The 25334-nt window shown below is 64.2% G+C and carries 27 protein-coding genes and 1 pseudogene; 23 read left to right on the top strand and 5 right to left on the bottom strand.

The annotated features are described in order from the left end of the window. Nucleotides 1-6: 6 nt before the first annotated feature. On the bottom strand, nt 7-288 hold the full coding sequence (locus M9H71_RS14355; protein WP_455405646.1) for a BrnA antitoxin family protein: 282 nt from the start codon (nt 286-288) through the stop codon (nt 7-9). A gap of 6 nt (nt 289-294) precedes the next feature. After that, nucleotides 295-474 carry a BrnT family toxin gene (locus M9H71_RS14350; protein WP_455405645.1) on the bottom strand — a complete coding sequence of 60 codons (180 nt, stop codon included), beginning with the start codon at nt 472-474 and terminating at the stop codon, nt 295-297. Nucleotides 475-605: 131 nt separating this feature from the next. Here M9H71_RS14350 and M9H71_RS14345 point away from each other — a divergent pair, with 131 nt between their 5' ends. From M9H71_RS14345 to M9H71_RS14315, 7 genes are all read left to right on the top strand, one after another. Further along, nucleotides 606-932: an NIPSNAP family protein gene (locus tag M9H71_RS14345; RefSeq protein ID WP_455405644.1), complete on the top strand. Its 327-nt coding sequence runs from the start codon at nt 606-608 to the stop codon at nt 930-932. 112 nt (nt 933-1044) lie between these two features. Continuing rightward, nucleotides 1045-1914 carry a VOC family protein gene (locus M9H71_RS14340; RefSeq protein ID WP_455405643.1) on the top strand — a complete coding sequence of 290 codons (870 nt, stop codon included), beginning with the start codon at nt 1045-1047 and terminating at the stop codon, nt 1912-1914. Next, entirely contained in the window at nt 1911-2774 is an 864-nt protein-coding gene (gene kdsA, locus M9H71_RS14335) for a 3-deoxy-8-phosphooctulonate synthase (RefSeq protein WP_455405642.1), read from the top strand. Before M9H71_RS14340 ends, kdsA begins: the two co-directional genes overlap by 4 nt. Next, entirely contained in the window at nt 2774-4000 is a 1227-nt protein-coding gene (locus tag M9H71_RS14330; RefSeq protein ID WP_455405641.1) for an MFS transporter, read from the top strand. The genes kdsA and M9H71_RS14330 overlap by 1 nt, the downstream gene beginning before the upstream one ends. 286 nt (nt 4001-4286) lie before the next feature. Next, on the top strand, nt 4287-5930 hold the full coding sequence (locus M9H71_RS14325) for a hypothetical protein (RefSeq protein ID WP_455405640.1): 1644 nt from the start codon (nt 4287-4289) through the stop codon (nt 5928-5930). Between the two features lies 1 nt (nt 5931). Then, entirely contained in the window at nt 5932-7419 is a 1488-nt protein-coding gene (locus M9H71_RS14320) for a UbiA family prenyltransferase (RefSeq protein ID WP_455405639.1), read from the top strand. Between the two features lie 71 nt (nt 7420-7490). Next, nucleotides 7491-7832 carry a GtrA family protein gene (locus tag M9H71_RS14315; RefSeq protein ID WP_455405638.1) on the top strand — a complete coding sequence of 114 codons (342 nt, stop codon included), beginning with the start codon at nt 7491-7493 and terminating at the stop codon, nt 7830-7832. A 3-nt stretch (nt 7833-7835) separates the two neighbouring features. On the opposite strand, the gene queF is transcribed toward M9H71_RS14315, so the two are convergent. Then, the gene (queF, locus tag M9H71_RS14310) at nt 7836-8312 is read right to left on the bottom strand and encodes a preQ(1) synthase (RefSeq protein ID WP_164604962.1); all 477 of its coding nucleotides are present in this window, start codon (nt 8310-8312) and stop codon (nt 7836-7838) included. Nucleotides 8313-8498: 186 nt separating this feature from the next. Here queF and eno point away from each other — a divergent pair, with 186 nt between their 5' ends. The 3 genes from eno (at nt 8499) to M9H71_RS14295 (ending at nt 11980) form a co-directional block, all read left to right on the top strand. Next, nucleotides 8499-9782: a phosphopyruvate hydratase gene (gene eno / locus M9H71_RS14305; RefSeq protein ID WP_455405637.1), complete on the top strand. Its 1284-nt coding sequence runs from the start codon at nt 8499-8501 to the stop codon at nt 9780-9782. 175 nt (nt 9783-9957) lie between these two features. Further along, nucleotides 9958-11091 (top strand): zinc-binding dehydrogenase, encoded by a 1134-nt coding sequence (locus M9H71_RS14300; protein ID WP_455405636.1) that lies wholly within the window; start codon nt 9958-9960, stop codon nt 11089-11091. An 85-nt stretch (nt 11092-11176) separates the two neighbouring features. Further along, a complete protein-coding gene (locus M9H71_RS14295) occupies nt 11177-11980 on the top strand; it encodes a hypothetical protein (protein WP_455405635.1) in 804 nt (267 codons plus the stop codon). A 153-nt stretch (nt 11981-12133) separates the two neighbouring features. Here M9H71_RS14295 and M9H71_RS14290 read toward each other — a convergent pair whose 3' ends face one another. After that, a complete protein-coding gene (locus M9H71_RS14290; protein WP_455405634.1) occupies nt 12134-12748 on the bottom strand; it encodes a LysE family translocator in 615 nt (204 codons plus the stop codon). A gap of 92 nt (nt 12749-12840) precedes the next feature. Here M9H71_RS14290 and M9H71_RS14285 point away from each other — a divergent pair, with 92 nt between their 5' ends. The 11 genes and pseudogenes from M9H71_RS14285 (at nt 12841) to M9H71_RS14235 (ending at nt 22699) form a co-directional block, all read left to right on the top strand. After that, entirely contained in the window at nt 12841-13983 is a 1143-nt protein-coding gene (locus M9H71_RS14285) for a CaiB/BaiF CoA transferase family protein (RefSeq protein ID WP_455405633.1), read from the top strand. A gap of 167 nt (nt 13984-14150) precedes the next feature. Further along, nucleotides 14151-14710: pseudogene (locus M9H71_RS14280) on the top strand (NADPH-dependent FMN reductase). A 91-nt stretch (nt 14711-14801) separates the two neighbouring features. Further along, the gene (locus M9H71_RS14275; RefSeq protein WP_107344770.1) at nt 14802-15119 is read left to right on the top strand and encodes an FtsB family cell division protein; all 318 of its coding nucleotides are present in this window, start codon (nt 14802-14804) and stop codon (nt 15117-15119) included. Between the two features lie 152 nt (nt 15120-15271). Then, nucleotides 15272-16306 carry a pyruvate dehydrogenase (acetyl-transferring) E1 component subunit alpha gene (gene pdhA, locus M9H71_RS14270; protein ID WP_455405632.1) on the top strand — a complete coding sequence of 345 codons (1035 nt, stop codon included), beginning with the start codon at nt 15272-15274 and terminating at the stop codon, nt 16304-16306. A gap of 61 nt (nt 16307-16367) precedes the next feature. Next, nucleotides 16368-17777: a pyruvate dehydrogenase complex E1 component subunit beta gene (locus tag M9H71_RS14265; RefSeq protein WP_455405631.1), complete on the top strand. Its 1410-nt coding sequence runs from the start codon at nt 16368-16370 to the stop codon at nt 17775-17777. Nucleotides 17778-17781: 4 nt separating this feature from the next. Continuing rightward, on the top strand, nt 17782-18078 hold the full coding sequence (locus M9H71_RS14260; RefSeq protein ID WP_455405630.1) for a DUF5076 domain-containing protein: 297 nt from the start codon (nt 17782-17784) through the stop codon (nt 18076-18078). A 12-nt stretch (nt 18079-18090) separates the two neighbouring features. Continuing rightward, nucleotides 18091-19497, top strand: a complete 1407-nt coding sequence (locus M9H71_RS14255) for a pyruvate dehydrogenase complex dihydrolipoamide acetyltransferase (protein ID WP_455405629.1) — start codon at nt 18091-18093, stop codon at nt 19495-19497. Nucleotides 19498-19504: 7 nt separating this feature from the next. Next, nucleotides 19505-19726 (top strand): hypothetical protein, encoded by a 222-nt coding sequence (locus M9H71_RS14250; protein WP_455405628.1) that lies wholly within the window; start codon nt 19505-19507, stop codon nt 19724-19726. Nucleotides 19727-19820: 94 nt separating this feature from the next. After that, on the top strand, nt 19821-21242 hold the full coding sequence (lpdA, locus tag M9H71_RS14245) for a dihydrolipoyl dehydrogenase (RefSeq protein ID WP_455405627.1): 1422 nt from the start codon (nt 19821-19823) through the stop codon (nt 21240-21242). Between the two features lie 229 nt (nt 21243-21471). Continuing rightward, the gene (locus M9H71_RS14240; protein ID WP_455405626.1) at nt 21472-21891 is read left to right on the top strand and encodes a hypothetical protein; all 420 of its coding nucleotides are present in this window, start codon (nt 21472-21474) and stop codon (nt 21889-21891) included. Then, nucleotides 21878-22699 carry a tetratricopeptide repeat protein gene (locus M9H71_RS14235; RefSeq protein WP_455405625.1) on the top strand — a complete coding sequence of 274 codons (822 nt, stop codon included), beginning with the start codon at nt 21878-21880 and terminating at the stop codon, nt 22697-22699. Before M9H71_RS14240 ends, M9H71_RS14235 begins: the two co-directional genes overlap by 14 nt. A 97-nt stretch (nt 22700-22796) precedes the next feature. On the opposite strand, the gene xth is transcribed toward M9H71_RS14235, so the two are convergent. Then, nucleotides 22797-23588: an exodeoxyribonuclease III gene (gene xth / locus M9H71_RS14230; protein WP_455405624.1), complete on the bottom strand. Its 792-nt coding sequence runs from the start codon at nt 23586-23588 to the stop codon at nt 22797-22799. Between the two features lie 165 nt (nt 23589-23753). Between xth and M9H71_RS14225 the strand changes: the two genes are divergently transcribed. Next, nucleotides 23754-24110, top strand: a complete 357-nt coding sequence (locus tag M9H71_RS14225) for a helix-turn-helix domain-containing protein (RefSeq protein WP_455405623.1) — start codon at nt 23754-23756, stop codon at nt 24108-24110. Between the two features lie 164 nt (nt 24111-24274). After that, nucleotides 24275-25237, top strand: a complete 963-nt coding sequence (locus M9H71_RS14220) for a hypothetical protein (protein ID WP_455405622.1) — start codon at nt 24275-24277, stop codon at nt 25235-25237. Nucleotides 25238-25334: the final 97 nt, after the last annotated feature.

Here is a 25334-nt window from a genome sequence, read left to right as displayed (position 1 = left end):
GAGCACTTAGCCAGTCTTCAGCTTCGCGGCCTTGCGGAGCGTGTCGTCGATCCGCGACTGCCAGCCGGGCCCGGTCGCCTTGTAGTGGGCCACCACGTCGGCGCTGAGCCGGATCGATACCGGCACCTTGGTCGGCGCCTTCTGGGGACCACGTCTGCTCGGGATTTTCGCGAGGAACTCCGAAGTCAGATCTCTGGCCATGATGTTTACGGGAGTCGCTTTGGCGAAATCTTCAGCGGTCCACTCCGGGTTGTCGTCGAACACTGGCTCGATGGGCTTACGGGGCATGACGCCTCATTTCCTTGTCGTGGCGCGTCGCAGACTGATCGGACGAAGCCCGTCGCGAAACGTGAACACCAGACAATAGGCAAGTCCGTCGATGTCACCATAGGCACGGAATCGATCCTCGCCGTAGTCGAACCGCTCCGTCGCGAACGATGGCCGAAATGCCGTGCTTGGCGCGGTTGATCGCATCCTTGGCCGGGTCGAAGTCCGATATTGTATGTACAATCTGTTCGCTGCAGGCGCAACTCTGCTCCCTGCGCGTGACGCAAGACAAGCCCCGTGGCTTACCGCTATAAGCTCGCCGAGCATGGGGAGAACTGATGATCTACGAGACCCGAGTCTATCGCTGCGTGCCGGGCAAACTGCCGGCAGTGCTGAAGCGGTTCGAGACCATCACGCTGAAGCTGTTCGACAAGCACGGCATCCGCCAGGCCGGGTTCTTCACCACGCTGGTCGGCGCCTCCAATCAGGAATTGACCTATCTGCTGGCCTGGGAAAGCCTGGCCGAGCGCGAGCAGAAGTGGACCGCGTTCGCCACCGATCCGGAATGGCTCGCAGCCAAGGCCGAGACCGAGAAGGACGGCCAGATCGTCGAGAGCATCACCAATCAGTTGCTGGTGCCGACCTCGTTTTCGGCGCTGAAGTAATTCGGATGAGCATCAGTTTCGATCGTCATTGCGAGCGAAGCGAAGCAATCCAGCGCCGAGCACGGGGCTGGATTGCTTGGTCGCTGCGCTCCTTGCAATGACGGCCTCGTTCATGCCCAACGGTCTCGACCATATCGTTCACGCGGTGCGCGATCTCGACGCGGCCGCGGACGTGTATCAGCGGCTCGGCTTCACCGTCGGCGCGCGCAATGTTCATCCCTGGGGGACGCACAACCGCATCGTGCAGTTCGATCGCTTCTTCATCGAGCTGCTGACGATCGGCGAGCCCGACAAGATCCCCCCGCGGCGCGACGGTGCCTTGTCGTTCGGAGCGCTTCAGCGTGATTACTTGGCGGTGCGCGAAGGGCTGTCGATGTTGCTGCTCGCCAGTGACGATGCGGCAGCCGACCTGCGCCGGTTCACCGCCGCAGGCATCGCGGTTGGTGATCTGTTCAGCTTCGGCCGGGAGGGACGGCGCCCCGACGGCAGCGTGGTGAAGCTGCAATTCTCGTTGGCGTTTGCGCGCGATCCATTGTCGCCGCAGACCGGTTTCGCCGCTTGCCAGCACCATTATCCAGAGAACTTCTGGAATCCGGAGTTTCAGACCCACGCCAACGGCGCCCGCGCCGTGACTGCGGTGGTGATGGTCGCCGACAATCCGACCGATCATCACATCTTCCTTGGAGCCTTCACCGGATCGCGCGATCTGCGGTCGTCGTCGATCGGTGTCACTGCGGGCACTGGCCGCGGTGACATCGATATCGTCGAACCGGTGTCGTTGCGCGACCAATACGGCGTCACGGTTCCGTCGGTGGGCGAGGGCGCGAGCTTGGTCGGATTACGGATTGCCGCGGACGATCTCGCCGTGGTTGAACGGCGGCTGCGAGACCACAAGGTCCCGGCGGCGCGCCATGTCGGCCGCCTGGTGGTGCCGGATGTGTACGGCGCGACCCTGATCTTCGAACAAGGAACAGTGCGGTGAACAAGAGCATTGCGCCCGCGACCAGCGTCGTGGCGGGCAACGTCAAATTCGGCAATTCGTTGCCGCTGTCGGTGATCGCCGGCCCGTGCCAGCTCGAAAGCCGCGGTCACGCGCTCGAAGTCGCTTCGGCGCTGAAGGAGATCGCGACCCGACTCGGCATCGGCCTCGTCTTCAAGACCTCGTTCGACAAGGCCAACCGCACCAGCGCCGCCAGCGCGCGCGGCCTCGGCCTCGACGCCGCGCTGCCGATCTTCGCCGAGATCCGCGATCATCTCGGCCTGCCGGTGCTGACCGACGTGCACGAGAGCGAGCAATGCGCGCGAGCCGCCGAAGCCGTCGACATTCTGCAGATTCCAGCGTTTCTGTGCCGGCAGACCGACCTGCTGCTGGCTGCGGCGGCGACCGGCAAGGTCGTCAACGTCAAGAAGGGCCAGTTCCTGGCGCCGTGGGACATGGGCAATGTCGTTGCCAAGATCACCAGCGCCGGCAATCTCAAGGTGCTGGTGACCGAACGCGGCGCGTCGTTCGGTTACAACACCCTGGTGTCGGATATGCGCGCCCTGCCGATCATGGCGAAGACCACCGGCGCACCGGTGATCTTCGACGCCACCCATTCGGTGCAGCAACCCGGCGGTAAGGGGACTTCGTCGGGCGGCGAGCGCGAATACGTTCCGGTGCTGGCGCGCGCGGCGGTCGCAGTCGGCGTCGCCGGTGTGTTCATCGAGACGCATCCCGATCCAGACCATGCTCCGTCCGACGGACCCAACATGGTGCCGCTGCGCGAGTTCGAAGCGCTCATCAAGACGCTGATGGAGTTCGACGCGCTGGCCAAGAAGCGGTCCACGGTCGGGGCCATTTGATGCCACCAGCCGGTCGTGCAGCCTCATCGTCGCGGCTGCCGCCGGCGCTCAATATCATCGCATTGTCGAGCTTCGCGGCCTCGCTCTCGACCCGCGCGCTCGATCCGGTGCTGCCGCGGATCGCCGACGATTTCACCGTCACGATCACCACCGCGGCCGGGCTCGCGGCGGTCACCGCCTTCACCTTCGCGGTGGTGCAGCCGGCGATCGGCGCGCTCGGCGATCTGTTCGGCAAAGCGCGGCTGATGATCGTCTGCCTGGCACTGCTCGGCTTCGCCAATCTGCTCGGTGCGCTGTCGTCGTCATTCGCGGTGCTGTTCGTCTGCCGCATTCTCGCGGGCATCGGCGCCGGCGGGGTGTTTCCGGTGGCACTCGGCCTCTCGGCCGATCTGGTCACGGTGGATCGGCGGCAGATCGCGATCGGCCGCGTGCTCGGCGGCTCGATGGCCGGCAATCTGCTCGGCGCCTCGGCGTCGGGCGTAATCGGCGATTTTCTCGGCTGGCGCGGGGTGCTGGCGATCCTCGGGCTGCTGGTGGTCGCCGCAGCGATCGCGGTGGCGTTCGCCGCGCGCTCCGCAAACATGCCGCCGCGTCGTGACGAAATGGATCTGCCGGCACTGCGACGCGGCTATCGCACGATCTTCTCAAATCCCAACGCGGCGATCTGCTTCAGCGCGGTGTTCATCGAAGGCACCTGCGTGATGGGGGTGTTTCCCTACGTTGCGGCGTTCCTGCACGAACAGGGCGAGCAGCGACTGTCGATTGCCGGCCTGGTGATCGCCGGGTTTGCGATCGGTGGACTGATCTACACGCTGACGGTGTCGCAATTGCTGCCACGGCTTGGTACCACCGGCATGATGATCGGCGGCGGTCTGCTGGTCGCGCTGCAACTTGCGGCGATCATGCTCGGCCCGCACTGGCAAGCGCAGATGTTCGCCTTCGTCCTGATGGGGATGGGGTTCTACATGCTGCACGGCTGCATCCAGGTGTTCGCCTCCGAACTCACCGAAACCGCGCGCGGCACCGCGATGTCGCTGCACTCGTTCTTTTTCTTCATCGGCCAGACCACCGGTCCGATCGCCTACGGCTTCGGCCTGTCGCACCTCGGCCAGTCCGCGACGCTCATGCTGACCGCGCTGACGATGGCGATGCTCGGCTTGGTGCTGGCGCGCATCCTCAAGCCGCGACCGCCGGCTGATGCGGTGACGGTGGAGGTCGGAAACTGATTGTTCCGCAGTGCGCCGCCGCGGCCGCGTTATACGGCGGGACAGTGCGGACAGAGACGCCTCGGATTGACACAAACGAAACCGAGCCCGCCGGACGTTTACCAATTAAATCAAGGTAAACGGTGAAGACTTTGCAGGCTTCGGCGAAGCTTGATTCCTTTTCGAGCGGGCGGCCTTTATCACAGCGAGGCGAGATCCTCGATGTGAAGGTGAGCCGATGGCATCGACCGACTTAATAGCTCCCACTTCCAGCACTCGGCCTATCCTATCCGCGACGGTACTTAGCATGCGTATCGGCGCGCTGGTGCTGTCGGGTGCAGCGGTTGTCATACTCGCGTCGCTCGTCACGACGATTCCTTATGGTCGAGCGATCTGGGACTGGCTCTTCTTGCTCGACGGCGCCTACCGCATCTCGTTGAATCAAATTCCACACGTCGACTTCGTCTCGCCGATCGGGTCGGCAACGCTGTACTTGACCGCCGCCGCTGTTCGACTGTGGCCGAACGGGAATCCATTCGTCGGTCTGCATGCCCTCGCATGGCTGCTCATGTTGCCGGCGTTGGTGGTGCTCGCACCGCGTTTCCGCTCCGGGCTCGCATTTGCGGGGGCGCTGGGTTTATCGGCATTGATGGTGCTCGTGCCGACGACCCTCGACAGCACGCATTTGTCCGAGATCAGCTATTTCGCGAGCTACAATCGCTTTGCGACCGCGCTGCTTTTCCTCGGCGGCCTGTGGCTCGTGCTGCCCAAGCGTCGGTTCGACGGACTGCTGCTCGCTTATATACTGACACTGCTGTTTTTCTTGAAGATCACGACGGCGATCGTGATGGCGGGCGTCGTACTAGCGGCCGTGCTGTTGGGCCGCGCCCCGTTGAGGAACTTGGTTTCGGCGCTTGTCCTGACCTTTGCGGTGCTGGTCGCGGTGAACGCGATGTCCGGACTGGTGGTCGGATACTTCGGCGACGTCCTGAATATGGCGGCGGTCAACCAGGGCAGGGCACTGTATGCGATCTTCTTCGCCGCGTTCCGCAACTGGGAGCCTCTGGCTTTGGTGAGCGGCCTCGTGCTGGTGGCGCTGTGGAAAGCCGTCTCAACAGAACGGTCACTCCGCGGTCCGTTCGGCGTCGCAGCCGGATTTTTTACTCAGGAAGCATTTGCCGTTGATGCCTGCCTGCTGGTGGCTGCCGCCCTTGCGGCGGAAAGTCAGAACACCGGCGGTCTCGGACTGATCGCAGCCACCGCAGTGTTTTTCCGCGCCGATACGTGGGCGGGATCGACGCCGCGGGTCGTCGTCTCGAGCCTTTTGCTCGCGGCTGTGACGTTGCCGTTGGTGGACACGGTGGTCAAGCGCGCTTTCACTGAGGCGACACGCACCCGAGAGGCGGTGGACGGCGACGAGCTCGCCCGTTTGCTGCCCGGCACACGGGTGCCTAGGACCACGGCCGAAGGTGCGCGGCTATTTGACCACATCAGCCGGCAATGGCTCGAACCCGCACGCGACATCCAGAGAGCGCGGTTCTTCATCGATCCCGATCCGACCAGCAACGCTTCGGCGTCCCGGTTGTTCTGGGCGCATAGCGCCGTGGAGGCGGCCAAGGAGTTCCAAGCGCGTGGCTACCATGAACTTGCCCATCGCTACGCCACGCTCTCTTTCGCCGATCCATTCGCGCTGATGCTACGTCTTGTCCCTGCGCGCGGCACGTCCATTGCGATCGAGGTCGGACGCACAATGCAGGTTCTGACCGAGGCCGGGGCCAGCCGTTATCTCGCCGATGCGGACGGCGTTTTTGTCTCACGATGCGAGATCGACGTGAACGCCAACGAAGCCGTCTTTGGCGTAGTCTTGAAGGCGGAGTTCGAACGGCTGCCGCTGCATCACTGTTGGGACTTCTATCGCCGGAACATGGCCTCTCCGAGTATGGGGAGCTGAGATGTCGCTCAACCCACAACGTCTCGATGGCCGGGCTCCGTCGCATCAAGTCGCAGTCGAACCTCGACCGCTAGTGCTCGATTTGGACGGCACGATCCTGCGCGGCAATCTGTTGGTCGAAACCGCGCTGGCCTTCGTTAGGCGCCACCCTCTGCAGATCGTGATGTTGTTGATCTGGATGTGGCAGGGACGCGCGGTACTGAAGCAGCGGTTGGCCGAGCGCGCAGAGGTCGATGTCGAGTCGTTGCCGTTGAACGATGAGTTGCTGGCCTACGCAGCCGATCGAGCTGTCGAAGGCCGGCCGGTCTATATCGCCACCGCGGCCGATATAACGATCGCCAGCAAAGTGGCAGCTCGAATTCCCTTCGTGTCGGGCGTAATTGCCAGCGACGGACACACCAATCTGAAAGGCGCAACCAAGGCGGATGTTCTCTCGGCGCGGTTTGAGAACGGCTTCGATTACGCTGGTGACTCGCGCGCCGATCTACCGGTCTGGCGCGCGGCGGATCATGCGATCGTTGTTGAAGCCCCGGCCTCTGTCATCGCTGCGGCTCGCAAGGCGGCCGATGTCGCGCGGATATTCCCGAGAGCGAACCGCTGGAAGATGCTGATCAAGAGCCTGCGGCCGCATCAGTGGGCCAAGAACCTGCTGGTGTTCGTGCCGCTGATCCTCTCCGGTAAGCTCAACGACGTCACCGCGGTGGTCGCGACCGCTGCGGCCTTCATTGGGATCAGCTTGGCGGCTTCCGCAACCTACGTCGTCAACGACGTTCTCGACCTCGCCGACGATCGCCGGCATTGGTCGAAGCGAAACCGCCCGCTGGCCAGCGGGCGACTCCCCGTTCTGATAGGCGGGCTGATTGTGCCGATCGGAATCGCAGGCGGCTTCGCGTTCGCTAGTCTCGGGGGGTGGAGCGTACTGTCGGCGACGGCGCTGTACGTCGCCTGTACCCTGGCGTATTCGCTCAAGCTGAAGAAGGTGCCCATCCTGGACGGGTTCACGCTGGCAAGCCTATTCACCCTTCGCCTCGGTATCGGCATCCTGGCCAGCGACGCTCCACCTTCGTCTTGGTTGCTGGTGTTCTCGATGTTTTTGTTCGCGTCGCTGAGCTTTGCGAAGCGGCACACGGAAGTTGCGCGGGTGATCGCGCGGGGTGGCAACGAAGTTCGCGGACGCGGCTACTTGACAGCCGACCTTCCTCTGATCCTGGCGGTCGGCGTATCGACCGGAATGTGTGCGGTGTTGATCCTCGTACTCTACATCATCAACGATGCATTCCGTCAGAGCTTCTATGGGAATCCTTTGTGGTTGTGGGGGTTCCCGGTCGTCCTGTTTCTGTTCATCTGTCGGGTTTGGATGATGTGCCAGCGCGGGCTCATGGAAGACGATCCGGTCGTGTTCGCGGTGCGGGATCCGCCCAGCCTCGGCCTCGCGTCCACTCTCGGACTTTGCTTTGTCGCCGCCTGGGCCGGAATGGTTCCTCTGTGACTACGATTTTTGCCGATCTCAGGGTCCGGTTTCTGATTGCGGGTGGGAGCGCCGCGCTCGTGAACTAGCTCGTGCGATTTCCGCTCAACCACGTTCTGCAATTTGGCGGTGCCGTGGCGGTTGCGCAGGTCGTCCGGATGACCTGCGGCTTCGTAATCTATCGTTACTGGGCGTTTCCGCGCTCAAGCCATCGTGCGGTGTTCGCAGAACTGCGGGACTTTGTGCGGGTGAATTTTGCCGGCGCAATTGTGAGTATCGGCGGCGCGCTGGCGGTGGAAGTTGCGCTGATCCTGCTGCTGCTTTCCGCATTCGCTGCTGCGGTTGCAAACGGCGCCGGTATCGCTGGCGGCGCCGTGGTCAATTTTGTCGGCCACAAGCACGTCACTTTTCGTGAAAATCGCCCCAGTCGCTAGATCCTAACCTCGTCCGCGATACGGCTGCACGCCCTGGTCGGGCACCCAGACGTCCTTCGGCAATTTGCCGGTCTGCCAGAACACGTCGATCGGGATGCCGCCGCGCGGATACCAGTAGCCGCCAATGCGCAGCCATTTCGGTTTGATTTCGGTCGCGATCCGCTTGCCGATCGCCACGGTGCAGTCTTCGTGGAAAGCGCCGTGGTTGCGGAAAGAGGCGAGGTACAGCTTCAGCGACTTCGACTCCAAGAGCCACGGGCCGGGAACGTAATCGATCACCAGATGCGCGAAGTCCGGCTGGCCGGTCACCGGGCACAGCGAGGTGAATTCCGGCGCGGTGAAGCGGGCCAGGAAATTGGTGTCCTTTTGCGGGTTCGGCACCCGGTCGAGCTTAGCGGCTTCCGGCCGGTCCGGCCATTCGACGGCCTGGCCGAGCTGCAGCGACGGGGAGGAGGCGGATTTGCGGGGCGTTTTCGACATGGCTTGAAACTGTGGTCTCCGTTACCGCCGTCCTAGAGCATTTTCCGGGGCAGGGGAATCCGTTGCAAAACCGGTGCGTTCGCCGTTCGTCGGGCCTCATGGAGCGGGCGAGCGGCCTTTTCGTGCCCGGAGCCATGCTGTAGAAGCGGCGCAACTCCTTTCCCTCCATCCGATCAAGAGGCATTCATGACCGCCATCGTCGACATCATCGGCCGCGAAATTCTCGACAGCCGCGGCAACCCGACCGTCGAAGTCGACGTGGTGCTCGAGGACGGCTCGGTCGGCCGCGCCGCGGTTCCGTCGGGTGCCTCCACCGGCGCCCACGAGGCGGTCGAGCTGCGCGACGGCGACAAGGCCCGGTACCTCGGCAAGGGCGTGCAGAAGGCGGTCGAGGCGGTCAACGGCGAGCTGTTCGACGCGCTCGGCGGCATGGACGCCGAACAGCAGGTGCAGATCGATCAGACCATGATCGAACTCGACGGCACCCCGAACAAGGGCCGGATCGGCGCCAACGCGATCCTCGGCGTTTCGCTGGCCGCGGCGAAGGCGGCGGCTGCGTCCTACGACATGCCGCTGTATCGCTATGTCGGCGGCACGTCGGCCCGCACCTTGCCGGTGCCGATGATGAACATCGTCAACGGCGGCGTGCACGCCGACAATCCGATCGATTTCCAGGAATTCATGATCATGCCGGTCGGCGCGCCGACCTTCGCCGACGCGCTGCGCTGCGGCTCGGAGATCTTCCACACCCTCAAGGGCGAACTGAAGAAGGCCGGCCACAACACCAATGTCGGCGACGAAGGCGGCTTCGCGCCGAACCTGCCGTCGGCCGACGCCGCGCTCGACTTCGTCATGGCCGCGATCGGCAAGGCCGGCTACAAGGCCGGCGACGACGTGATGCTGGCGCTGGACTGCGCCGCCACCGAGTTCTTCAAGGACGGCTCCTACGTCTATGGCGGCGAGAACAAGACCCGCTCGCGCTCCGAGCAGGCCAAGTACCTCGCCGATCTCGTCGCGCGCTATCCGATCGTGTCGATCGAAGACGGCATGAGCGAAGACGACATGGACGGCTGGAAGGAGCTGACCGATCTGATCGGCGCCAAGTGCCAGCTCGTCGGCGACGATCTGTTCGTGACCAATGTCACCCGTCTGGCCGATGGCATCAAGAACGGCCGCGCCAACTCGATCCTGATCAAGGTCAACCAGATCGGCACGCTGACCGAGACGCTCGCTGCCGTCGAGATGGCGCACAAGGCCGGCTACACCGCGGTGATGTCGCATCGCTCGGGCGAGACCGAGGACTCGACTATCGCCGACCTCGCGGTCGCCACCAATTGCGGGCAGATCAAGACCGGTTCGCTGGCGCGCGCCGACCGTACCGCCAAGTACAACCAGTTGCTGCGCATCGAGCAGGAGCTCGGCGCTCACGCGCACTACGCCGGCAAGGCGGCGCTGAAGGCGTTCCGCTGAACTAGAACCGCGTCATTGCGAGCGAAGCGAAGCAATCCAGGGGCTGCATGTCAGAACTGGATTGCTTCGTCGCTTCGCTCCTCGCAATGACGGATAGGTTATCAACGCGGCCTTGAACCCTGCGCGCGGCTGTCCCAAGGTGCGGCCGCGCTGACAACAAGCAGGGAGAAGACGCGTGAGTGACACCACCGGACTGCAACTGCGCTCGCTGATCAAAGCGAGCGGCGACCTCGAAGTTTCGCTGGTGCCGGTGAGCATTCCCGAGCCTGGCCCCGATGAGGTGGTGGTCCGGGTCGAAGCCACCCCGATCAATCCCTCCGATCTCGGCCTGCTGTTCGGCGCCGCCGACATGTCGACGGCGAAAGCGTCCGGCACGCCCGATGCGCCGGTGATCACTGCCAAAGTGCCCGAAGCCGCCATGAAGGCGATGGCGGGCCGGCTCGACGAGTCGATGCCGGTCGGCAACGAGGGCGCCGGCACCGTGATCAAGGCCGGCAGTTCGGACGCGGCACAGGCGCTGCTCGGCAAGACCGTCGCGATGATCGGCGGCGCGATGTACGCGCAATACCGCCTGATCAAGGCGGCCGATTGCCTGAAGCTCGCGGACGGCACGACGGCGGCCGAAGGCGCCTCGTGCTTCGTCAATCCGCTGACGGCGCTCGGCATGACCGAGACGATGAAGCGGGAAGGTCACAAGGCTCTGGTGCACACGGCCGCCGCCTCCAACCTCGGCCAGATGCTCAATCGGATCTGCCTCAAGGACGGCATCGATCTGGTCAACATCGTCCGCAGCGAGGCGCAGGCCAAGCTGCTCCGCGAGATCGGCGCCAAGTACGTGGTCGACTCCACTGCGCCGACCTTCCTCGATGATCTCACCGAGGCGCTGGTCAAGACCGGTGCGACCATCGCGTTCGACGCAATCGGCGGCGGCCGGCTCGCCGGCCAGATCCTGGGCTGCATGGAAGCGGCGATCGGCAAGACTGCCACCGGGCCCTATAGCCGCTACGGCTCCAACGTGCCGAAGCAGGTCTACATTTACGGCAGTCTCGACACCAAGCCGACCGAGATCGTGCGCAATTTCGGCTTCGCCTGGGCGGTCGGCGGCTGGCTGCTGTTCCCGTTCCTGCAGAAGATCGGCGCTGCCGATGCGGCCAAGCTCCGTGCTCGCGTCGCCGCCGAGATCAAGACCACCTTCGCCAGCCACTACACGCGGACGGTGTCGCTCAGGGAAGCGCTGAGCCTCGATGCCATCGCGGTCTATAACAAGCGCGCGACCGGGGAGAAATTCCTGATCGCCCCCAGCGCATAGCTGCCATCGGGTGTGCGAAATCCGCTGGTGCTGATCGTAGTTGCTAGCTAGTCTCAACAAGGCGAAGCAGCCCAGCGGAGATTTCATGGATCAGATGGCCGAGCAGCGTCCGTCGGAATTGGCGGAGGCGACCGCCGCGTTGATCAATCACATCGTCGGGGCGATCGAGTCCGCCGCTGTGGTGATGGAGCCGTTCTATCACCTCGAATTCGTCGGGATATTCCCCGCACTGGTGTACGCCGCGATGCTTCAGGCATTGCCGCGCAACACCGACTATCGGCCGATGCACGGCCGCAGCAAGGGCAACGATCTCGCTGACGGCACCCACACGCGCGTCAAGATCGACCTGTTTCCGGAATACATCCGACACCTGCCGCCGGAGAAGCGCTCGGTCTGGCGCATGGTCGGCGACGCGCTGTGCTCGGAGCCGGTGAAGGACGCGTTTCGGCGCAAGCTGGCGCCGGCGCTGGAGAAGCGATTTGGGCCGGACGCGCAGCATGTCGGGATGTTTCCGATTCCGATCCTGACCCGCGACGTTCCCGGCTACAAGATCACGCCGCACACCGATACCCATTGGAAGGGCATCACCGTGCAGCTCTATCTGCCGCGCGACGAGGCCCACACCGATATCGGCACGATCTTCCATGACGTGCTGCCCGACGGCTCGATGCCGAAGGCGCGGCAGATGAAGTTCGCGCCGAACTCCGGCTACGCGTTTGCTGTCGACAAGCAGAGCTGGCATTCGGCCGACACCGTCCCGGCGGGCGTCGAAACGCGTGACAGCATTCTGCTGACTTACTTCGTCGACCAGGGGCCGCTCAAGGTGCTGCGCAATCGCGGCAAGCGGCTCGGTAACTTTCTGCTCAACGAGATCCGCGCGCGGACCTGACTGACGGCATTAATTAGCGAAGGTGATATCCTTCGTCATGGCCGGGCTGGTCCCGGCCATCCACGTCTTTCTTTGTTGAACCGCCGTAAGGCGTGGATGCCGGGGACCAGCCCGGGCATGACGGTGGTGAGACGATCAGCTTAGTAACTGACGTCATCGCTCCGCCGTCGCCAGCTTGGCGCCGAGCGCCACGAAGGCGGCAGCGAAGCTGCGGCGGATCCAGGTCATCACTTGCGGGCGGGTGATGACGTGGTCGCGCAGCCAGGCGGCGAACAGGCCGTAGATCACGAACACCACGAATGTCATCAGCATGAAGATGCCGCTGAGCTCGATCATGCGGCCGAGCGGATGGGCATCGTCGGCGGAGACGAATTGCGGCAGGAAGGCGAGGAAGAAGATCGACAGCTTCGGATTGAGGATGTTGATCAGGACGCCCGTCACCGTCATCTGCAGGGCCGAGGGAGCGCCGACAGCACCCTCGACGCTGAGCGGCCCGCGCTCGCCGAGCGTCTTCCACGCCATGTAGAGCAGATATGCGACGCCGAGATATTTGAAGGTCTGGAACGCCACCGCGCTGGTGTGGAGCAGGGCGGCGAGACCGAGGATCGCGGCGGCCATATGCGGCACGATGCCGATGGTCGAGCCGAACGCCGCGATCGCGCTGGCGCGAGGCCCGCGCGACAGCCCGGTGGCCACGGTGTAGAGCACGCCGGTTCCGGGAGAGGCGACGACGATCAGCGACGTAATGAGAAATTCGGCAGTCACCATTGTGCGCTCCGCTTCTGCTAGCCACTTGCAATTTGCCTTGCGCCGCTGAAACAGTGCGCGCCAAGAAACCTAACACGAAATCGGAGATTGCAATGGGTGGACCGCTCGCCGGAATCAAAGTGGTCGAGATCGCGCAGGCGATCGCCGGGCCGATGGCCGGGATGATCCTCGGCGACATGGGCGCCGAGGTGATCAAGGTCGAGAAGCACGACGGCGGCGACGACGCCCGGCATTGGGGCCCGCCCTTCGTCGACGGCGACTCGCTGCTGTTTCACACCTACAATCGCAACAAGCGCTCGGTGACGCTGGATATCAAAAACCCCGACGACATCGTGCGGCTGAAGGAACTGGTCAAGGACGCAGATATCCTGATCCAGAACCTGCGCTCCGGTGTCGTCGCTTCGTGCGGGATCGGTCCGGAGGTGCTGTGCGCAGTCAACCCGCGGCTGATCTATTGCTCGGTGTGGGCATTCGGCAAAACCGGTCCGCTGAGCAAGGAGCCGGGCTTCGATCCGCTGCTGCAGGCCTATGGCGGTGTGATGTCGCTGACCGGTAGTCCCGAGCATCCGCCGATATTCTGTGCGCCGCCGATCAACGATCGCGCCACCGCGCAGTGGTGCGTGATCGGTGCGCTCGCTGCGCTGCAGCAGCGCCACGTTACCGGCAAAGGTTGCGTGATCGATACCTCGCTGTTCGACACCGCGGTCGGCTGGGTCGACATGTCGCTCAGCGGCTATCTGCTCGACGGCGAGGCACCGGTGCGCCACGGCACCGCCAGCGGCACGCTGGCGCCGTACCAGGTGTTCGAGACCGCCGACCGTCCGATCGTGATTGCGGCCGGCAACGACCGGCTGTTCGCGCGCTGTGCCGACGTGCTGGGCCATCCGGAGTGGAGCACCGACCAGCGGTTTGCGCGGGTGCGTGATCGCGCCGCACATCGAGCCGAGCTGGTGGCGATGATGCAGGGGGTGCTGAAGACCCGTGGCGCCGCTGCTTGGCTCGCGGCCCTCAAGAGCGCCGGGGTGCCGGTAAGTCCGGTCAATGATATTCCGGAGCTCGCCGCCACCGAACAGCTCGCTGCGGTCGATCTGCTGCGCACGATGCCGGATACCGGCCTCAAGGTCGCCGGTCTGCCGATTGTGTTCGACGGCGAACGGCCGCATCCCGAGCTCGCCACGCCGAAGCTCGGCGCGCACAACCATGAGGTGCTGGGCAACCGCGCGGTGGCCGAATAGGGCGGCAGAGGCGAGCGGGGCCGCCGGCCCAGCCGGATGCAGGCGCGGTCGGCCATCAAAACCGCGTCATCATGGTGACCTTATCGGCGTCTCGCGCTTTCCCCGTCATCGCGGCGGGCTAGGCTCGCCGCGAGCATGTTTCCATTGCTGCACCGGAGGAATTCTCTATGGCTCCACCATATCGCGTCGCCGCCGTCGTCGGCAGTTTGCGCAACCAGGCATATTCACTGCGCACCGCGCAGGCGCTCGCCAAGCTGGCGCCCGACTCACTGAAGCTCGACATCGTCACGTTGCACGGCTTGTCGATGTACAACCAGGATTCGAGACCGACGCACCTCCGGCCGACTGGACCGCGTTCCGCGACAGCATCAAGGCGTCCGATGCGGTGCTGTTCGTGACCCCGGAATACAACCGCTCGATTCCCGGGGTCCTGAAGAACGCGATCGACGTCGGCTCGCGCCCCTATGGCAAGAGCTGCTTCGACAAGAAGCCGGCTGGGGTGTTGTCGAATTCGCCGGGCGCGATCGGCGGCTTCGGCGCCAACCATCATCTCCGCCAGTGCTTGGTGTTTCTGAACATGCCGACGCTGCAGCAGCCGGAGGCCTATGTCGGCGGCATTGCCGATGCGTTCGCCGAGGACGGTACGCTGGTGAAGGACTCGCTCCGCGAGTTCCTGCAGAAGTACATCGACGCCTTCGCCGGCTTCGTCGCCCAGCAGCACAAGTAACGGCCGCCGCACAGCGTCCCGCTGGCTGCAAAGCGGGCGGGACGCTGCGCGGCGTTAGCCGCGCGTTAACCGCGCCGTCCGATGGTGCGGTATGGTCACCCGCAGTCGTCTCAAATCGATCCTCGCCGGCATCGCGCTGTACGCGATCGCCGCCGCCGTGATCGGCTATTTCGGCGTCAACGCCTACACCGGTCGCTATGGCCTGACGGCGCAGCAGGAGCTCGACCAGGAGATCACCGCGCTCACCGCCGAACTGGTGCAACTGCGCCAGCAGCGTGCCGAGGCCGAGCAGCGAGTCTCTTTGCTGCGCTCGGACCGGATCGATCCCGATATGCTCGACGAACGCGTGCGCTATCAGCTCGATTTCGCCAATCCGGCTGATCTGGTGCGGATGCTGCCCGAGCGCTGAGTGCGCAAATTCCAAAAATCTGGACGAACGATTTCGAAAGTTTCGTGTCGCTGCACTGCGGCATATTGATTTGCGCGCAGCGACATAGCGATCCTTTCAAGGCGCTATAAGTTACGATAGAGAGGCTCATCTCATCTCTTATCGGAATCGCCATGGCTGCACCCAAGAAGAGCGCCGCGAAGGAAACAGCACACGACAAGGCCGGAGGAGCGTCACCATCGAACGTGCCGCCTTTCACCAAGGAACAGGAGCTCGGCGCTTTTCGTGAGATGCTGCTGATCCGCCGCTTCGAAGAGAAGGCGGGCCAACTCTACGGCATGGGTGCGATCGGCGGCTTCTGTCATCTCTACATTGGCCAGGAAGCCGTCGTCGTCGGCATGCAGATGGCGCTGCGGGACGGCGATCAGGTGATCACCGGTTATCGCGATCACGGCCACATGCTCGCCTGCGGCATGGAGGCCAACGGCGTGATGGCCGAGCTCACGGGACGTCGCGGCGGCTACTCCAAGGGCAAGGGCGGCTCGATGCATATGTTCAGCCTGGAGAAGAATTTCTTCGGCGGACACGGCATCGTCGGCGCGCAGGTTTCGCTCGGCACTGGCATCGCCTTCGCCAACCGCTATCGCGGCGACGGCAGCGTCTGCCTCGCTTATTTCGGCGATGGCGCCGCCAATCAGGGCCAGGTCTACGAGAGCTTCAACATGGCGGAGCTGTGGAAGCTCCCCGTGGTCTACGTGATCGAGAACAATCGCTACGCGATGGGAACCTCGGTAACGCGCTCCTCGGCGCAGACCGACTTTTCCAAGCGCGGCGTGTCGTTCAACATTCCGGGCGAGCAGGTCGACGGCATGGACGTGCGCGCGGTGAAGGCAGCCGGCGACAAGGCGGTGGCGCATTGCCGCGCCGGCAACGGCCCCTTCATTCTCGAAATGCAGACCTACCGCTATCGCGGCCATTCGATGTCGGACCCGGCGAAGTATCGCTCGCGCGAAGAAGTCGACAAGGTCCGCAACGATCAGGATCCGATCGAGCAGGTCCGCAAGCGTCTGCTCGCGCTCGACATGACCGAGGACGATCTCAAGTCGATCGACGCCGAGGTCCGCAAGATCGTCAACGAGTCCGCTGACTTCGCGCAGCACGATTCCGAGCCCGATCCGTCCGAGCTGTACACCGATGTGTATTGCTGATCCCGTCCGTCCTGCCGCCCCGCGGCGCGCCTGCGCCTGACCGAATGACTGCGGAGCCCCAATGCCAATCCAAGTTCTGATGCCCGCGCTGTCGCCGACCATGGAGAAGGGCAACCTGTCGAAATGGCTGAAGAAGGAAGGCGACAAGGTCAAAAGCGGTGACGTGATCGCCGAGATCGAAACCGACAAGGCGACGATGGAAGTCGAAGCCGCCGATGAAGGTACGCTCGGCAAGATCCTGATCCCCGAAGGCACCAACGACGTCGCGGTGAACACCCCGATCGCCACCATCCTCGGCGACGGCGAGAGCGCCGCAGATGCCGATAAGGCGGCCGATCCGGCGGCGCAGACCAAGAGCGCGCAATCGGCTCCTCCAGCGGCGGAGCCTGAAGCCGCGCAGGCCAAGTCCGCGCCGGCTCCTGCGCAGCACGCGCCCGAAGCGCCGACCGTCTCGCCCTCGAGCGATCCGGAGATTCCGCCCGGCACCGAAATGGCGACGATGACGATCCGCGAAGCGCTGCGCGACGCGATGGCCGAGGAGATGCGCCGCGATCCGGACGTGTTCGTGATGGGCGAGGAGGTTGCAGAGTATCAGGGCGCCTACAAGGTCACCCAGGGGCTGCTGCAGGAGTTCGGTGACCGGCGGGTGATCGATACGCCGATCACCGAGCACGGCTTTGCCGGCGTCGGCGTCGGTGCGGCGATGGCAGGGCTGAAGCCGATCGTCGAGTTCATGACCTTCAACTTCGCCATGCAGGCGATCGATCACATCATCAACTCGGCGGCGAAGACGCTGTACATGTCCGGTGGCCAGCTCGGCTGCTCGATCGTGTTCCGTGGCCCGAACGGCGCGGCCGCACGCGTCGCCGCGCAGCACAGCCAGGACTACTCGGCCTGGTACGCGCAGATCCCGGGCCTCAAGGTGGTGGCGCCGTATTCGGCCGCAGACGCCAAGGGCCTGCTCAAGGCCGCGATCCGCGATCCCAATCCGGTGATCTTCCTCGAGCACGAGATGCTTTACGGCCAGTCCGGCGAAGTGCCCAAGCTCGACGACTACGTCGTGCCGATCGGCAAGGCGCGGATTGTCCGCGAAGGCCGCGACGTGACGCTGATCTCGTGGTCGCACGGCATGACCTATACGCTGAAGGCCGCCGACGAACTCGCCAAGGACGGGATCAAGGCCGAAGTCATCGATCTGCGCACGCTGCGTCCGCTCGACACCCACACCATCATCGCCTCGGTGAAGAAGACCGGCCGCGCGGTGACGGTCGAGGAGGGCTGGCAGCAGAACGGCGTCGGCGCCGAACTCTCCGCCCGGATCATGGAACACGCGTTCGATTATCTGGATGCGCCGGTGACGCGGGTGTCGGGCAAGGACGTGCCGATGCCGTATGCCGCCAATCTCGAAAAGCTGGCGCTGCCCAGCGTCGCCGAGGTGGTCGAGGCCGCCAAGGCCGTCTGCTATCGGTGAGCCCATGACCGGACCCAAGCAACAGCCGCTGCCGCCCGACGTCGAAAACCGCGAAGACGCGATCGAGGTGCTGCGCGCCTTCGTGCTCGACGGCGGTCTGTCGATCGCCTTCATGCGCGCGTTCGAAGATCCGGAGATGTGGGGGCTGCTGTTGGTCGACATCGCCCGCCACGCCGCGCGCGCCTATGCGCGGGAGAGCGAATACACCGAAGACGAGGCGCTGGAGCGCATCGTCGATATGTTCGACGCCGAGCTTTCGCGCCCGACCGACGCCGGCGCGACCACCGAACGGACGCAGTAAGGTTCTGCCCTCATGCCGATCAACATTCTGATGCCCGCGCTGTCGCCGACCATGGAGAAGGGCAACCTTGCGAAGTGGCTGAAGAAGGAGGGCGACAAGATCAAGAGCGGCGACGTGATCGCCGAGATCGAGACCGACAAGGCGACGATGGAAGTCGAAGCCGCCGACGAGGGCACGCTGGCGAAGATCCTGGTGCCCGAAGGCACGCAGGACGTTCCAGTCAACGACGTGATCGCGGTGCTCGCCGAGGACGGTGAGGACGTGAAAGCTGCGGGGGCGGGCGGTAAGTCCAGTGCCGGCGGTGCCCCCTCACCCCAACCCTCTCCCCAGAGGGGAGAGGGAGCCGGCCCCGCGGGGGACAAGGCCGAGGCCAATTCGCACGCACAGGACAAGGCTGACCAAAAGCCGGCTCCACAGCCGCCTTCACCTCTCCCCAGCGGGGAGAGGTCGCCGCCGCAGGCGGCGGGTGAGGGGGCTACGGCGCCAGCGAATGGCCGCGTGTTTGCCTCGCCACTGGCGCGGCGGCTGGCGAAGGACGCCGGCATCGACATCGCCCGCGTCACCGGGACCGGCCCGCATGGCCGCGTCATCGCCCGCGACGTCGAGAAGGCCAAATCCGGCGGTGGCCTAAAGGCTCCGGCTGCGGCGCCTGCGGCCGGTCCTGCGATCGCAGCGGCGATGTCCGATCAGCAAATTCGCGCGCTGTATCAGGAAGGCTCCTACGAAGTCGTGCCGCACGACGGCATGCGGCGCACGATCGCGCAGCGCCTGACCCAATCGACCCAGACCATCCCGCATTTCTATCTGACGATCGACTGCAACCTCGACCGGCTGTTGGCCGCGCGCGAGGACATCAATGCCGCCGCGCCGAAGGACAAGGACGGCAAGCCGGCCTACAAGCTGTCAGTCAACGACTTCATCATCAAGGCGATGGCGATCGCCCTGCAGCGCATCCCCGACGCCAACGTGTCGTGGACCGAAGGCGGGATGCTGAAGCACAAGCATTCCGATATCGGCGTTGCGGTGGCGATGCCGGGCGGACTGATCACCCCGATCATCCGTAGCGCGGAGACGGCGTCGCTGTCGTCGATCTCGGCGCAGATGAAGGATTTTGCCGCGCGCGCGCGGGCCCGCAAGCTGAAGCCCGAAGAGTATCAGGGCGGCACCACCGCGGTGTCCAACCTCGGCATGTACGGCATCAAGGACTTCACCGCGGTGATCAACCCGCCGCATGCCACCATCCTGGCGGTCGGCACCGGCGAGCAGCGCGCCATCGTCAAGGACGGCAAGATCGAGATCGCCACCATGATGAGCGTGACGCTGTCTTGCGATCACCGCGCCGTCGACGGCGCGCTCGGCGCCGAACTGATCGGCGCCTTCAAGACGCTGATCGAAAATCCCGTGATGATGATGGTGTGAGGGGGCTATGGCAAAGAAGACAGTCAAAGTTTCACTAAGCGAGCATGAACTCGGACGTGAGGAGCGCGCGCTTGTATTCGTGGCTGAAGATGGAACGTCGAAGCTCGGAAAGCTGCATGTGAGTCAAGGCGGATTTCGGTGGTATCCGAAGAATTCGAAAGGCTCGCACTATTTTGTCAGTTGGAAGGGCTTCGCCGACATGATGGAAGCTCTCCAGAAAACGAAGTGAACCACTATGTTCTAGGGGGATCGTTCCGGTCTTTCCGGCATTGTAATTCTTGGCTCGCGTCCTCCCCTCGGGGTGAGAAGATAAGCGTTTAGTTATGTCTGACACCTCCTTCGACGTCATCATCATCGGCTCCGGACCCGGCGGCTACGTCGCGGCGATCCGCGCGGCGCAGCTCGGGTTCAAGACCGCGATCGTTGAGAAGTCGTATCTCGGCGGCATTTGCCTGAACTGGGGCTGCATTCCGACCAAGGCGCTGCTGCGCTCGGCGGAAATCTATCACTACATGCAGCACGCTAAGGATTACGGGCTGTCGGCCGACAACATCTCGTTCGATCCGAAGGCGATCGTGCAGCGCTCGCGCGGGGTGTCGAAGCGGCTGAACGACGGCGTCGGCTTCCTGATGAAGAAGAACAAGATCTCGATCATCTGGGGCGCGGCGACCATCGACGCGCCGGGCAAGCTGACGGTCAGCGCCTCCAAGACCGAGGCGCCGAAGGGAGCGCTGCCGCCGGGCAGCTATCAGGCCAAGCACATTATCGTCGCCACCGGGGCGCGGCCGCGGGTGTTGCCGGGTCTCGAGCCGGACAAGAAGCTGGTCTGGACCTATTTCGAGGCGATGGTGCCGGAAGTGATGCCGAAGTCGCTGCTGGTGGTCGGCTCCGGCGCAATCGGCATCGAGTTCGCCTCGTTCTTCCACACCATGGGCGCCAAAGTCACCGTGGTCGAGGTGCTGCCGCAGATCTTGCCCGTCGAGGATTCCGAGATCGCCGCGCTCGCCCGCAAGCGGTTCGAGAAGCAGGGCATCAATATCCTGACCGGCGCCAAGGTCACCAAGCTCGACAAGAAGGCCGATAGCGTCGTCGCCACCATCGATCCCGGCACCGGCAAGACCGAGACGCAGGAATTCGACCGTGTGATCTCGGCGGTCGGCGTGGTCGGCAATGTCGAGAATCTCGGGCTGGAGAAGCTCGGGGTGAAGCTCGACCGCGGCACCATCGTCACCGACGGGCTCGGCAAGACCAATGTACCCGGCCTGTACGCGATCGGCGACGTCGCCGGGCCGCCGATGCTAGCGCACAAGGCCGAGCACGAGGGGGTGATCTGTGTCGAGGCCATCAAGGGCCTGCATCCGCACGCGCTCGACAAGAGCCTGATCCCCGGCTGCACCTACTGCCAGCCCCAGATCGCTTCCGTGGGGCTCACAGAGGCCAAGGCGAACGAGCAGGGACGGGAGATCCGGGTCGGCCGCTTCCCGTTCACCGCCAACGGCAAGGCGATCGCTCTCGGCGAGGACCAGGGCCTGGTCAAGGTGATCTTCGACAAGAAGACGGGACAGCTCCTCGGGGCGCATATGATCGGCGCCGAGGTCACCGAGCTGATCCAGGGCTACGTCGTTGCGATGAACCTCGAAACCACCGAGGAAGAGCTGATGCACACCGTCTTCCCGCATCCGACGCTGTCCGAAATGATGAAGGAAGCCGTGCTCGACGCCTACGGCAAGGTGCTCAACGCCTGACCTTCCCGGCAACTAAGCGAACCAGAAAGGGTGTCCGCCAGGACACTCTTGTTGCTATGTCGCAACAGTTCCGCATCATTTAACCGTCTTTGACGGTCGCTCTTGCACACGCCGCTTTTTGGCCACACCGGTCAATGAGATCATCTGACCTAAGCCGAGCGCGGGTCGATGGTCTTACCGGAAGGTCCGGGAAGCCCGACAGCGAGGCGGCCGGAAAGACGAGTTCGCGATGTTCGCCACGACGCTGATGAGGTCGATGCCGACGAGCCGCCAGAGCACTGGCGGCGTTGCGAACCTGTCCGGCGTCGGCGCCCCCATCGATGTCTTCAAAAAGTCACCGTCTGCCGCGGATTTGCGGCGGCTCGGCCGTCATCTCGCCAAACAGCGGGGCGATGCTGATCGTGCCCAGCTCCCGGCGACGATCTTGTGCAGTCACGACTATTCGAACAGCGAAAACCTGACCGTCGAACAGACGACGGCCGGTCGCGGCCGTGACAGAAATTTGACCGCCGCAGCGTCGGCCATCGACCCGTCCGAAACGGGTGTGGCCACGACAGAGGAGAGGGCGGGAGTGTGTTGGATGGAGAGCCGGCGGGTCGTTACGACCGCACCGGGGGTGACCCGCGAGATGTACGATGCGGAATTTTAGGCGTAGTGTTTTTGCCGCGTTGGTGATCGGCGCTGGAGCGAGCGCCGTTCCGGCGGTCGCGTTCGAAGGCACCCCGGTTCGCCCGGAGGACACCGCAATCCCGGTTGCCAGCAATCAGCCGGGGACGGCGCCGGCGCTGAAGAAGGCGCTGCCGGTCGCACCCTCGACCACCTCGCTCACCGCCCTGCAATACGCCGCCGAGGGCGGCCACCCGATCGCACAGTGGCGGCTCGGCCGGATGTATGCCGACGGCAACGGCGTCGCCCAGGACGATCTGCGCGCGTTCGACTATTTCAGCAAGATCGCCAACGCCCACGCCGAAGACAGCCCGTCGGCGCCGCAGGCCGCGATCGTCGCCAACGCTTTCGTCGCGCTCGGCCGCTACTACCTCGACGGCATCCCGAATTCGAAGATCAAGCGCGATCCGGAGCGTGCGCGGGAGATGTTGTCCTACGCCGCCTCGTATTTCGGCAATGCCGATGCCCAATACGATCTGGCCCGGCTGTATATCGACGGCGTCGGCGTGCCTCGCGACTTCCGCTACGGCGCGCGCTGGCTCGGCCTCGCCGCCCAGAAGGGCCAGCATCAGGCCCAGGCGATGCTCGGCCAGCTTCTGTTCAATGGCGACAAGCTGCCTCGCCAGGCCGCCCGTGGCCTGATGTGGCTGACCCTGGCGCGCGACGCCGCGACGCCCGAAGAGGCTTGGATCAAGGACAGCTACAACCGGGCCGTCGCCAAGGCCTCCGACGACGACCGGGTGATGGCGCTGCAAATGCTTGAGCACTGGGTCCAGGGCCGGCGGGATTGAGGTCGCCGCCAACGCCGTCTGCAGCAGCGACGATCCATCCGATCAGCAAGGTCGATGGCTTCCTGACAGGCTATTTGTGCTTCAAGCAGGGCTCGGCTTAGGCCGCTTCCAGATCGAGATCAGCCCACACCGGGACGTGGTCGGACGGCTTTTCCCAATTGCGCACATAGCTGTCGATGCCGACATGGCGCAGCCGGTCGGCGGCCTGCGGCGACAGCAGCAGGTGATCGATGCGGATGCCCCAGTTCTTCTGCCAGGCGCCGGCCTGATAGTCCCAGAAAGTGTACTGGCCGGGGGCGTCGGTGGTGGCGCGTAGCGCGTCGGTGAGGCCGAGCCCGAGCAGGGTCTGGAAACTCTCACGGGTCTCGGGCAGGAACAGGGCGTCCTCGGTCCAGACGGCAGGATTATAGGCATCCGCCGGCTGCGGGATAACGTTGAAGTCGCCAGCCAGAATCAGCGGCTCCTCGGTCTTCAGCCGCTGTTTCGCGTAGTCGCGCAGCCGTGCCATCCAGCTCAGCTTGTAGGGGTACTTTTCGCTGCCGACCGGGTTGCCGTTCGGCAGATACAGGCAGGCGACGCGCGCCACGCCGTGTTTCAGCGACACCACGCCTTCGAGAAACCGTGCATGGACGTCGCCGTCGTCACCGGCGAGTCCCGGATTGGCTTCTTCGAGCGGATATTTCGACAGCAGCGCCACGCCGTTGAAGGTCTTCTGGCCGTGGGTGACGACGTTGTAGCCGAGTGCCTCGATCGGCTCGCGCGGAAACGCCTCGTCGACGCATTTGATCTCCTGCAGGCAAACCACGTCGGGCTGGCAGTCCTGCAGCCAGGTCAGGAGATGATCCAGCCGCTGCCGGACCGAGTTGACGTTCCAAGTGGCAATCCGCATCGCGCCGTCCGTTGCCCGGGATGATTTGCGCCGCGGCAGATCGTGCCGTGCAGCGCTGTGATAGAGCAATCCGCGTCGGAGGCAAATCCGGCGCGGCGGATCAGGATTGGTCGGCCGAGGCGGCGTCCGCGGGCAGCGCGAACGTCTGAACGCGGAGCGTCGAGCATGTCGAGTCGCGGATCACGGATGATCGAAGCGATGCAGCTCCGGGGCATGACCAAGCAGCATGCTTTGGCGTATGCGATGGGCGTCAACGAGAGCACGATCACGCGCTGGAAGAACAACGGGCCGATCTCGGTCGATCACGCCGTGCTGCTATGCAACACGCTCGACGTCTCGCTCGATTGGTTCTTGGCCGGACGTGGGCGGATCGACGGCCACAAGCTGGTGGCGCCGGCCGATTCGGTCGATTCCTCGCTGTTGAACTGCGTCCGGCAGGTGGAGACTCGGATGTCGGACCGCTCCAAAGCGCTGCTGGTTGCCTTCATTGCCTCGTTATGTCCCGAGGTCTCCAGCCTCTGAACGAATCCAAATTGCGAGCCCCGCAAGCGGACGGCGCGAGTCTTGTCTGTTATGCAACCGAAAGTTGCGTGTGCTCCTGTGGGTAGGGTTATGGTTGCACAACCTTTGGTTGTATTTAGTCCGAAGGTGCAACCCGAGACCCAGCAATCGCGCAGGAGATCATCATGGCCACGACGATCACGATCAACGTCACCAACAAGAGCACCACGCTCCAGAACTTCTTCTTCTTCCAGCAGCCGGCGCAGTATTCCGGCGGCGCCCAGGTCTACACCAACAGCCTCTACAGCCAAGCGCTGCTGCCCTACGACCAGTCGGGCGCGGTCCTGAGCTTCTCGATGGTGCTCCAATACTATGCTGGCGTCCAACAGCAAGTGGCGCCGCCGCAAGTCGGTCAGCCATCCGGACAGCTCGCCGCGAGTCAGCCGATCGATCTGACCCCGGCCGCCGGCGGTCAGCCGACCAACAATACCACCACCATGACGGTCTCGCCGTCGCTGGGCCTGTCGGTGCCGGTCTCGACGTCGGGACCGCAGTCCGGCTCGTTCCGGATCATCACGCCGGTGTTCAATCCGGTGCTGACTGCCTACAACGCCGGTTCGGCGGTGCAGACGCTGGCTGGCGGTGTCACGCTGTCGAACTTCGTCTCCGCTCAGCCGAACTCCAATCTCGACTGTCAGCCGATCATCAAGTTCTACGTTCAGACCGGCACCTACACCGCCGGAACGGTGATGAACTTCACCTCGTCGTCGCAGGGTTCCGCGACCTGTGACGCGACGCCCGGCTACACCACCTTCAATGTCACCTACAATGTCGACGGCACCTGGACGGTGAAGAACATGGTCTCGACTATGCTGGCGGATGGCAGCCGTGGTCTGGTCGAGAAGTCGGTCTACACCACCGGGCTGATCGGCTCGGGGGCGGCGCGGGCCGAAATCCTCAACGAGGCAGGCACCGCCGTCGTGTCCACCGGTAACGCGGCGAACTTCCTGAAGCCGGTTACCGTCACCAATCTCTCCGCGCCGGTCAATATTGCCGTGACGCGCGAGTACCAGGTCGGCCCCACCGGCGGGCCGTACCAGGGCTTGATGTGCACCAACCTGGCCGGCACCACCGCGGTGTTCGATTAGTAACTGCTGCGCCGCCGATCCAATCAAGATTGATCGGACGGCGTGGCAGCGACTTCGGCCGGAGGCCTCGACGGCCTCCGGCCGTTGGCGTTTACTC

This window comes from Rhodopseudomonas parapalustris (assembly GCF_053772255.1).
This window is presented reverse-complemented; position numbering and strand designations above follow the sequence as displayed.

Bases quoted from the DNA above. Each gene is read 5' to 3' on its own strand.
- M9H71_RS14355 (WP_455405646.1), bottom strand. From the start codon at position 288: ATGCCCCGTAAGCCCATCGAGCCAGTGTTCGACGACAACCCGGAGTGG.
- M9H71_RS14350 (WP_455405645.1), bottom strand. From the start codon at position 474: ATGCGATCAACCGCGCCAAGCACGGCATTTCGGCCATCGTTCGCGACG.
- M9H71_RS14345 (WP_455405644.1), top strand. From the start codon at position 606: ATGATCTACGAGACCCGAGTCTATCGCTGCGTGCCGGGCAAACTGCCG.
- M9H71_RS14340 (WP_455405643.1), top strand. From the start codon at position 1,045: ATGCCCAACGGTCTCGACCATATCGTTCACGCGGTGCGCGATCTCGAC.
- M9H71_RS14330 (WP_455405641.1), top strand. From the start codon at position 2,774: ATGCCACCAGCCGGTCGTGCAGCCTCATCGTCGCGGCTGCCGCCGGCG.
- M9H71_RS14325 (WP_455405640.1), top strand. From the start codon at position 4,287: ATGCGTATCGGCGCGCTGGTGCTGTCGGGTGCAGCGGTTGTCATACTC.
- M9H71_RS14320 (WP_455405639.1), top strand. From the start codon at position 5,932: ATGTCGCTCAACCCACAACGTCTCGATGGCCGGGCTCCGTCGCATCAA.
- queF (WP_164604962.1), bottom strand. From the start codon at position 8,312: ATGTCGAAAACGCCCCGCAAATCCGCCTCCTCCCCGTCGCTGCAGCTC.
- eno (WP_455405637.1), top strand. From the start codon at position 8,499: ATGACCGCCATCGTCGACATCATCGGCCGCGAAATTCTCGACAGCCGC.
- M9H71_RS14295 (WP_455405635.1), top strand. From the start codon at position 11,177: ATGGATCAGATGGCCGAGCAGCGTCCGTCGGAATTGGCGGAGGCGACC.
- M9H71_RS14290 (WP_455405634.1), bottom strand. From the start codon at position 12,748: ATGGTGACTGCCGAATTTCTCATTACGTCGCTGATCGTCGTCGCCTCT.
- M9H71_RS14285 (WP_455405633.1), top strand. From the start codon at position 12,841: ATGGGTGGACCGCTCGCCGGAATCAAAGTGGTCGAGATCGCGCAGGCG.
- M9H71_RS14275 (WP_107344770.1), top strand. From the start codon at position 14,802: ATGGTCACCCGCAGTCGTCTCAAATCGATCCTCGCCGGCATCGCGCTG.
- pdhA (WP_455405632.1), top strand. From the start codon at position 15,272: ATGGCTGCACCCAAGAAGAGCGCCGCGAAGGAAACAGCACACGACAAG.
- M9H71_RS14265 (WP_455405631.1), top strand. From the start codon at position 16,368: ATGCCAATCCAAGTTCTGATGCCCGCGCTGTCGCCGACCATGGAGAAG.
- M9H71_RS14260 (WP_455405630.1), top strand. From the start codon at position 17,782: ATGACCGGACCCAAGCAACAGCCGCTGCCGCCCGACGTCGAAAACCGC.
- M9H71_RS14255 (WP_455405629.1), top strand. From the start codon at position 18,091: ATGCCGATCAACATTCTGATGCCCGCGCTGTCGCCGACCATGGAGAAG.
- M9H71_RS14250 (WP_455405628.1), top strand. From the start codon at position 19,505: ATGGCAAAGAAGACAGTCAAAGTTTCACTAAGCGAGCATGAACTCGGA.
- lpdA (WP_455405627.1), top strand. From the start codon at position 19,821: ATGTCTGACACCTCCTTCGACGTCATCATCATCGGCTCCGGACCCGGC.
- M9H71_RS14240 (WP_455405626.1), top strand. From the start codon at position 21,472: ATGTTCGCCACGACGCTGATGAGGTCGATGCCGACGAGCCGCCAGAGC.
- M9H71_RS14235 (WP_455405625.1), top strand. From the start codon at position 21,878: ATGCGGAATTTTAGGCGTAGTGTTTTTGCCGCGTTGGTGATCGGCGCT.
- xth (WP_455405624.1), bottom strand. From the start codon at position 23,588: ATGCGGATTGCCACTTGGAACGTCAACTCGGTCCGGCAGCGGCTGGAT.
- M9H71_RS14225 (WP_455405623.1), top strand. From the start codon at position 23,754: ATGTCGAGTCGCGGATCACGGATGATCGAAGCGATGCAGCTCCGGGGC.
- M9H71_RS14220 (WP_455405622.1), top strand. From the start codon at position 24,275: ATGGCCACGACGATCACGATCAACGTCACCAACAAGAGCACCACGCTC.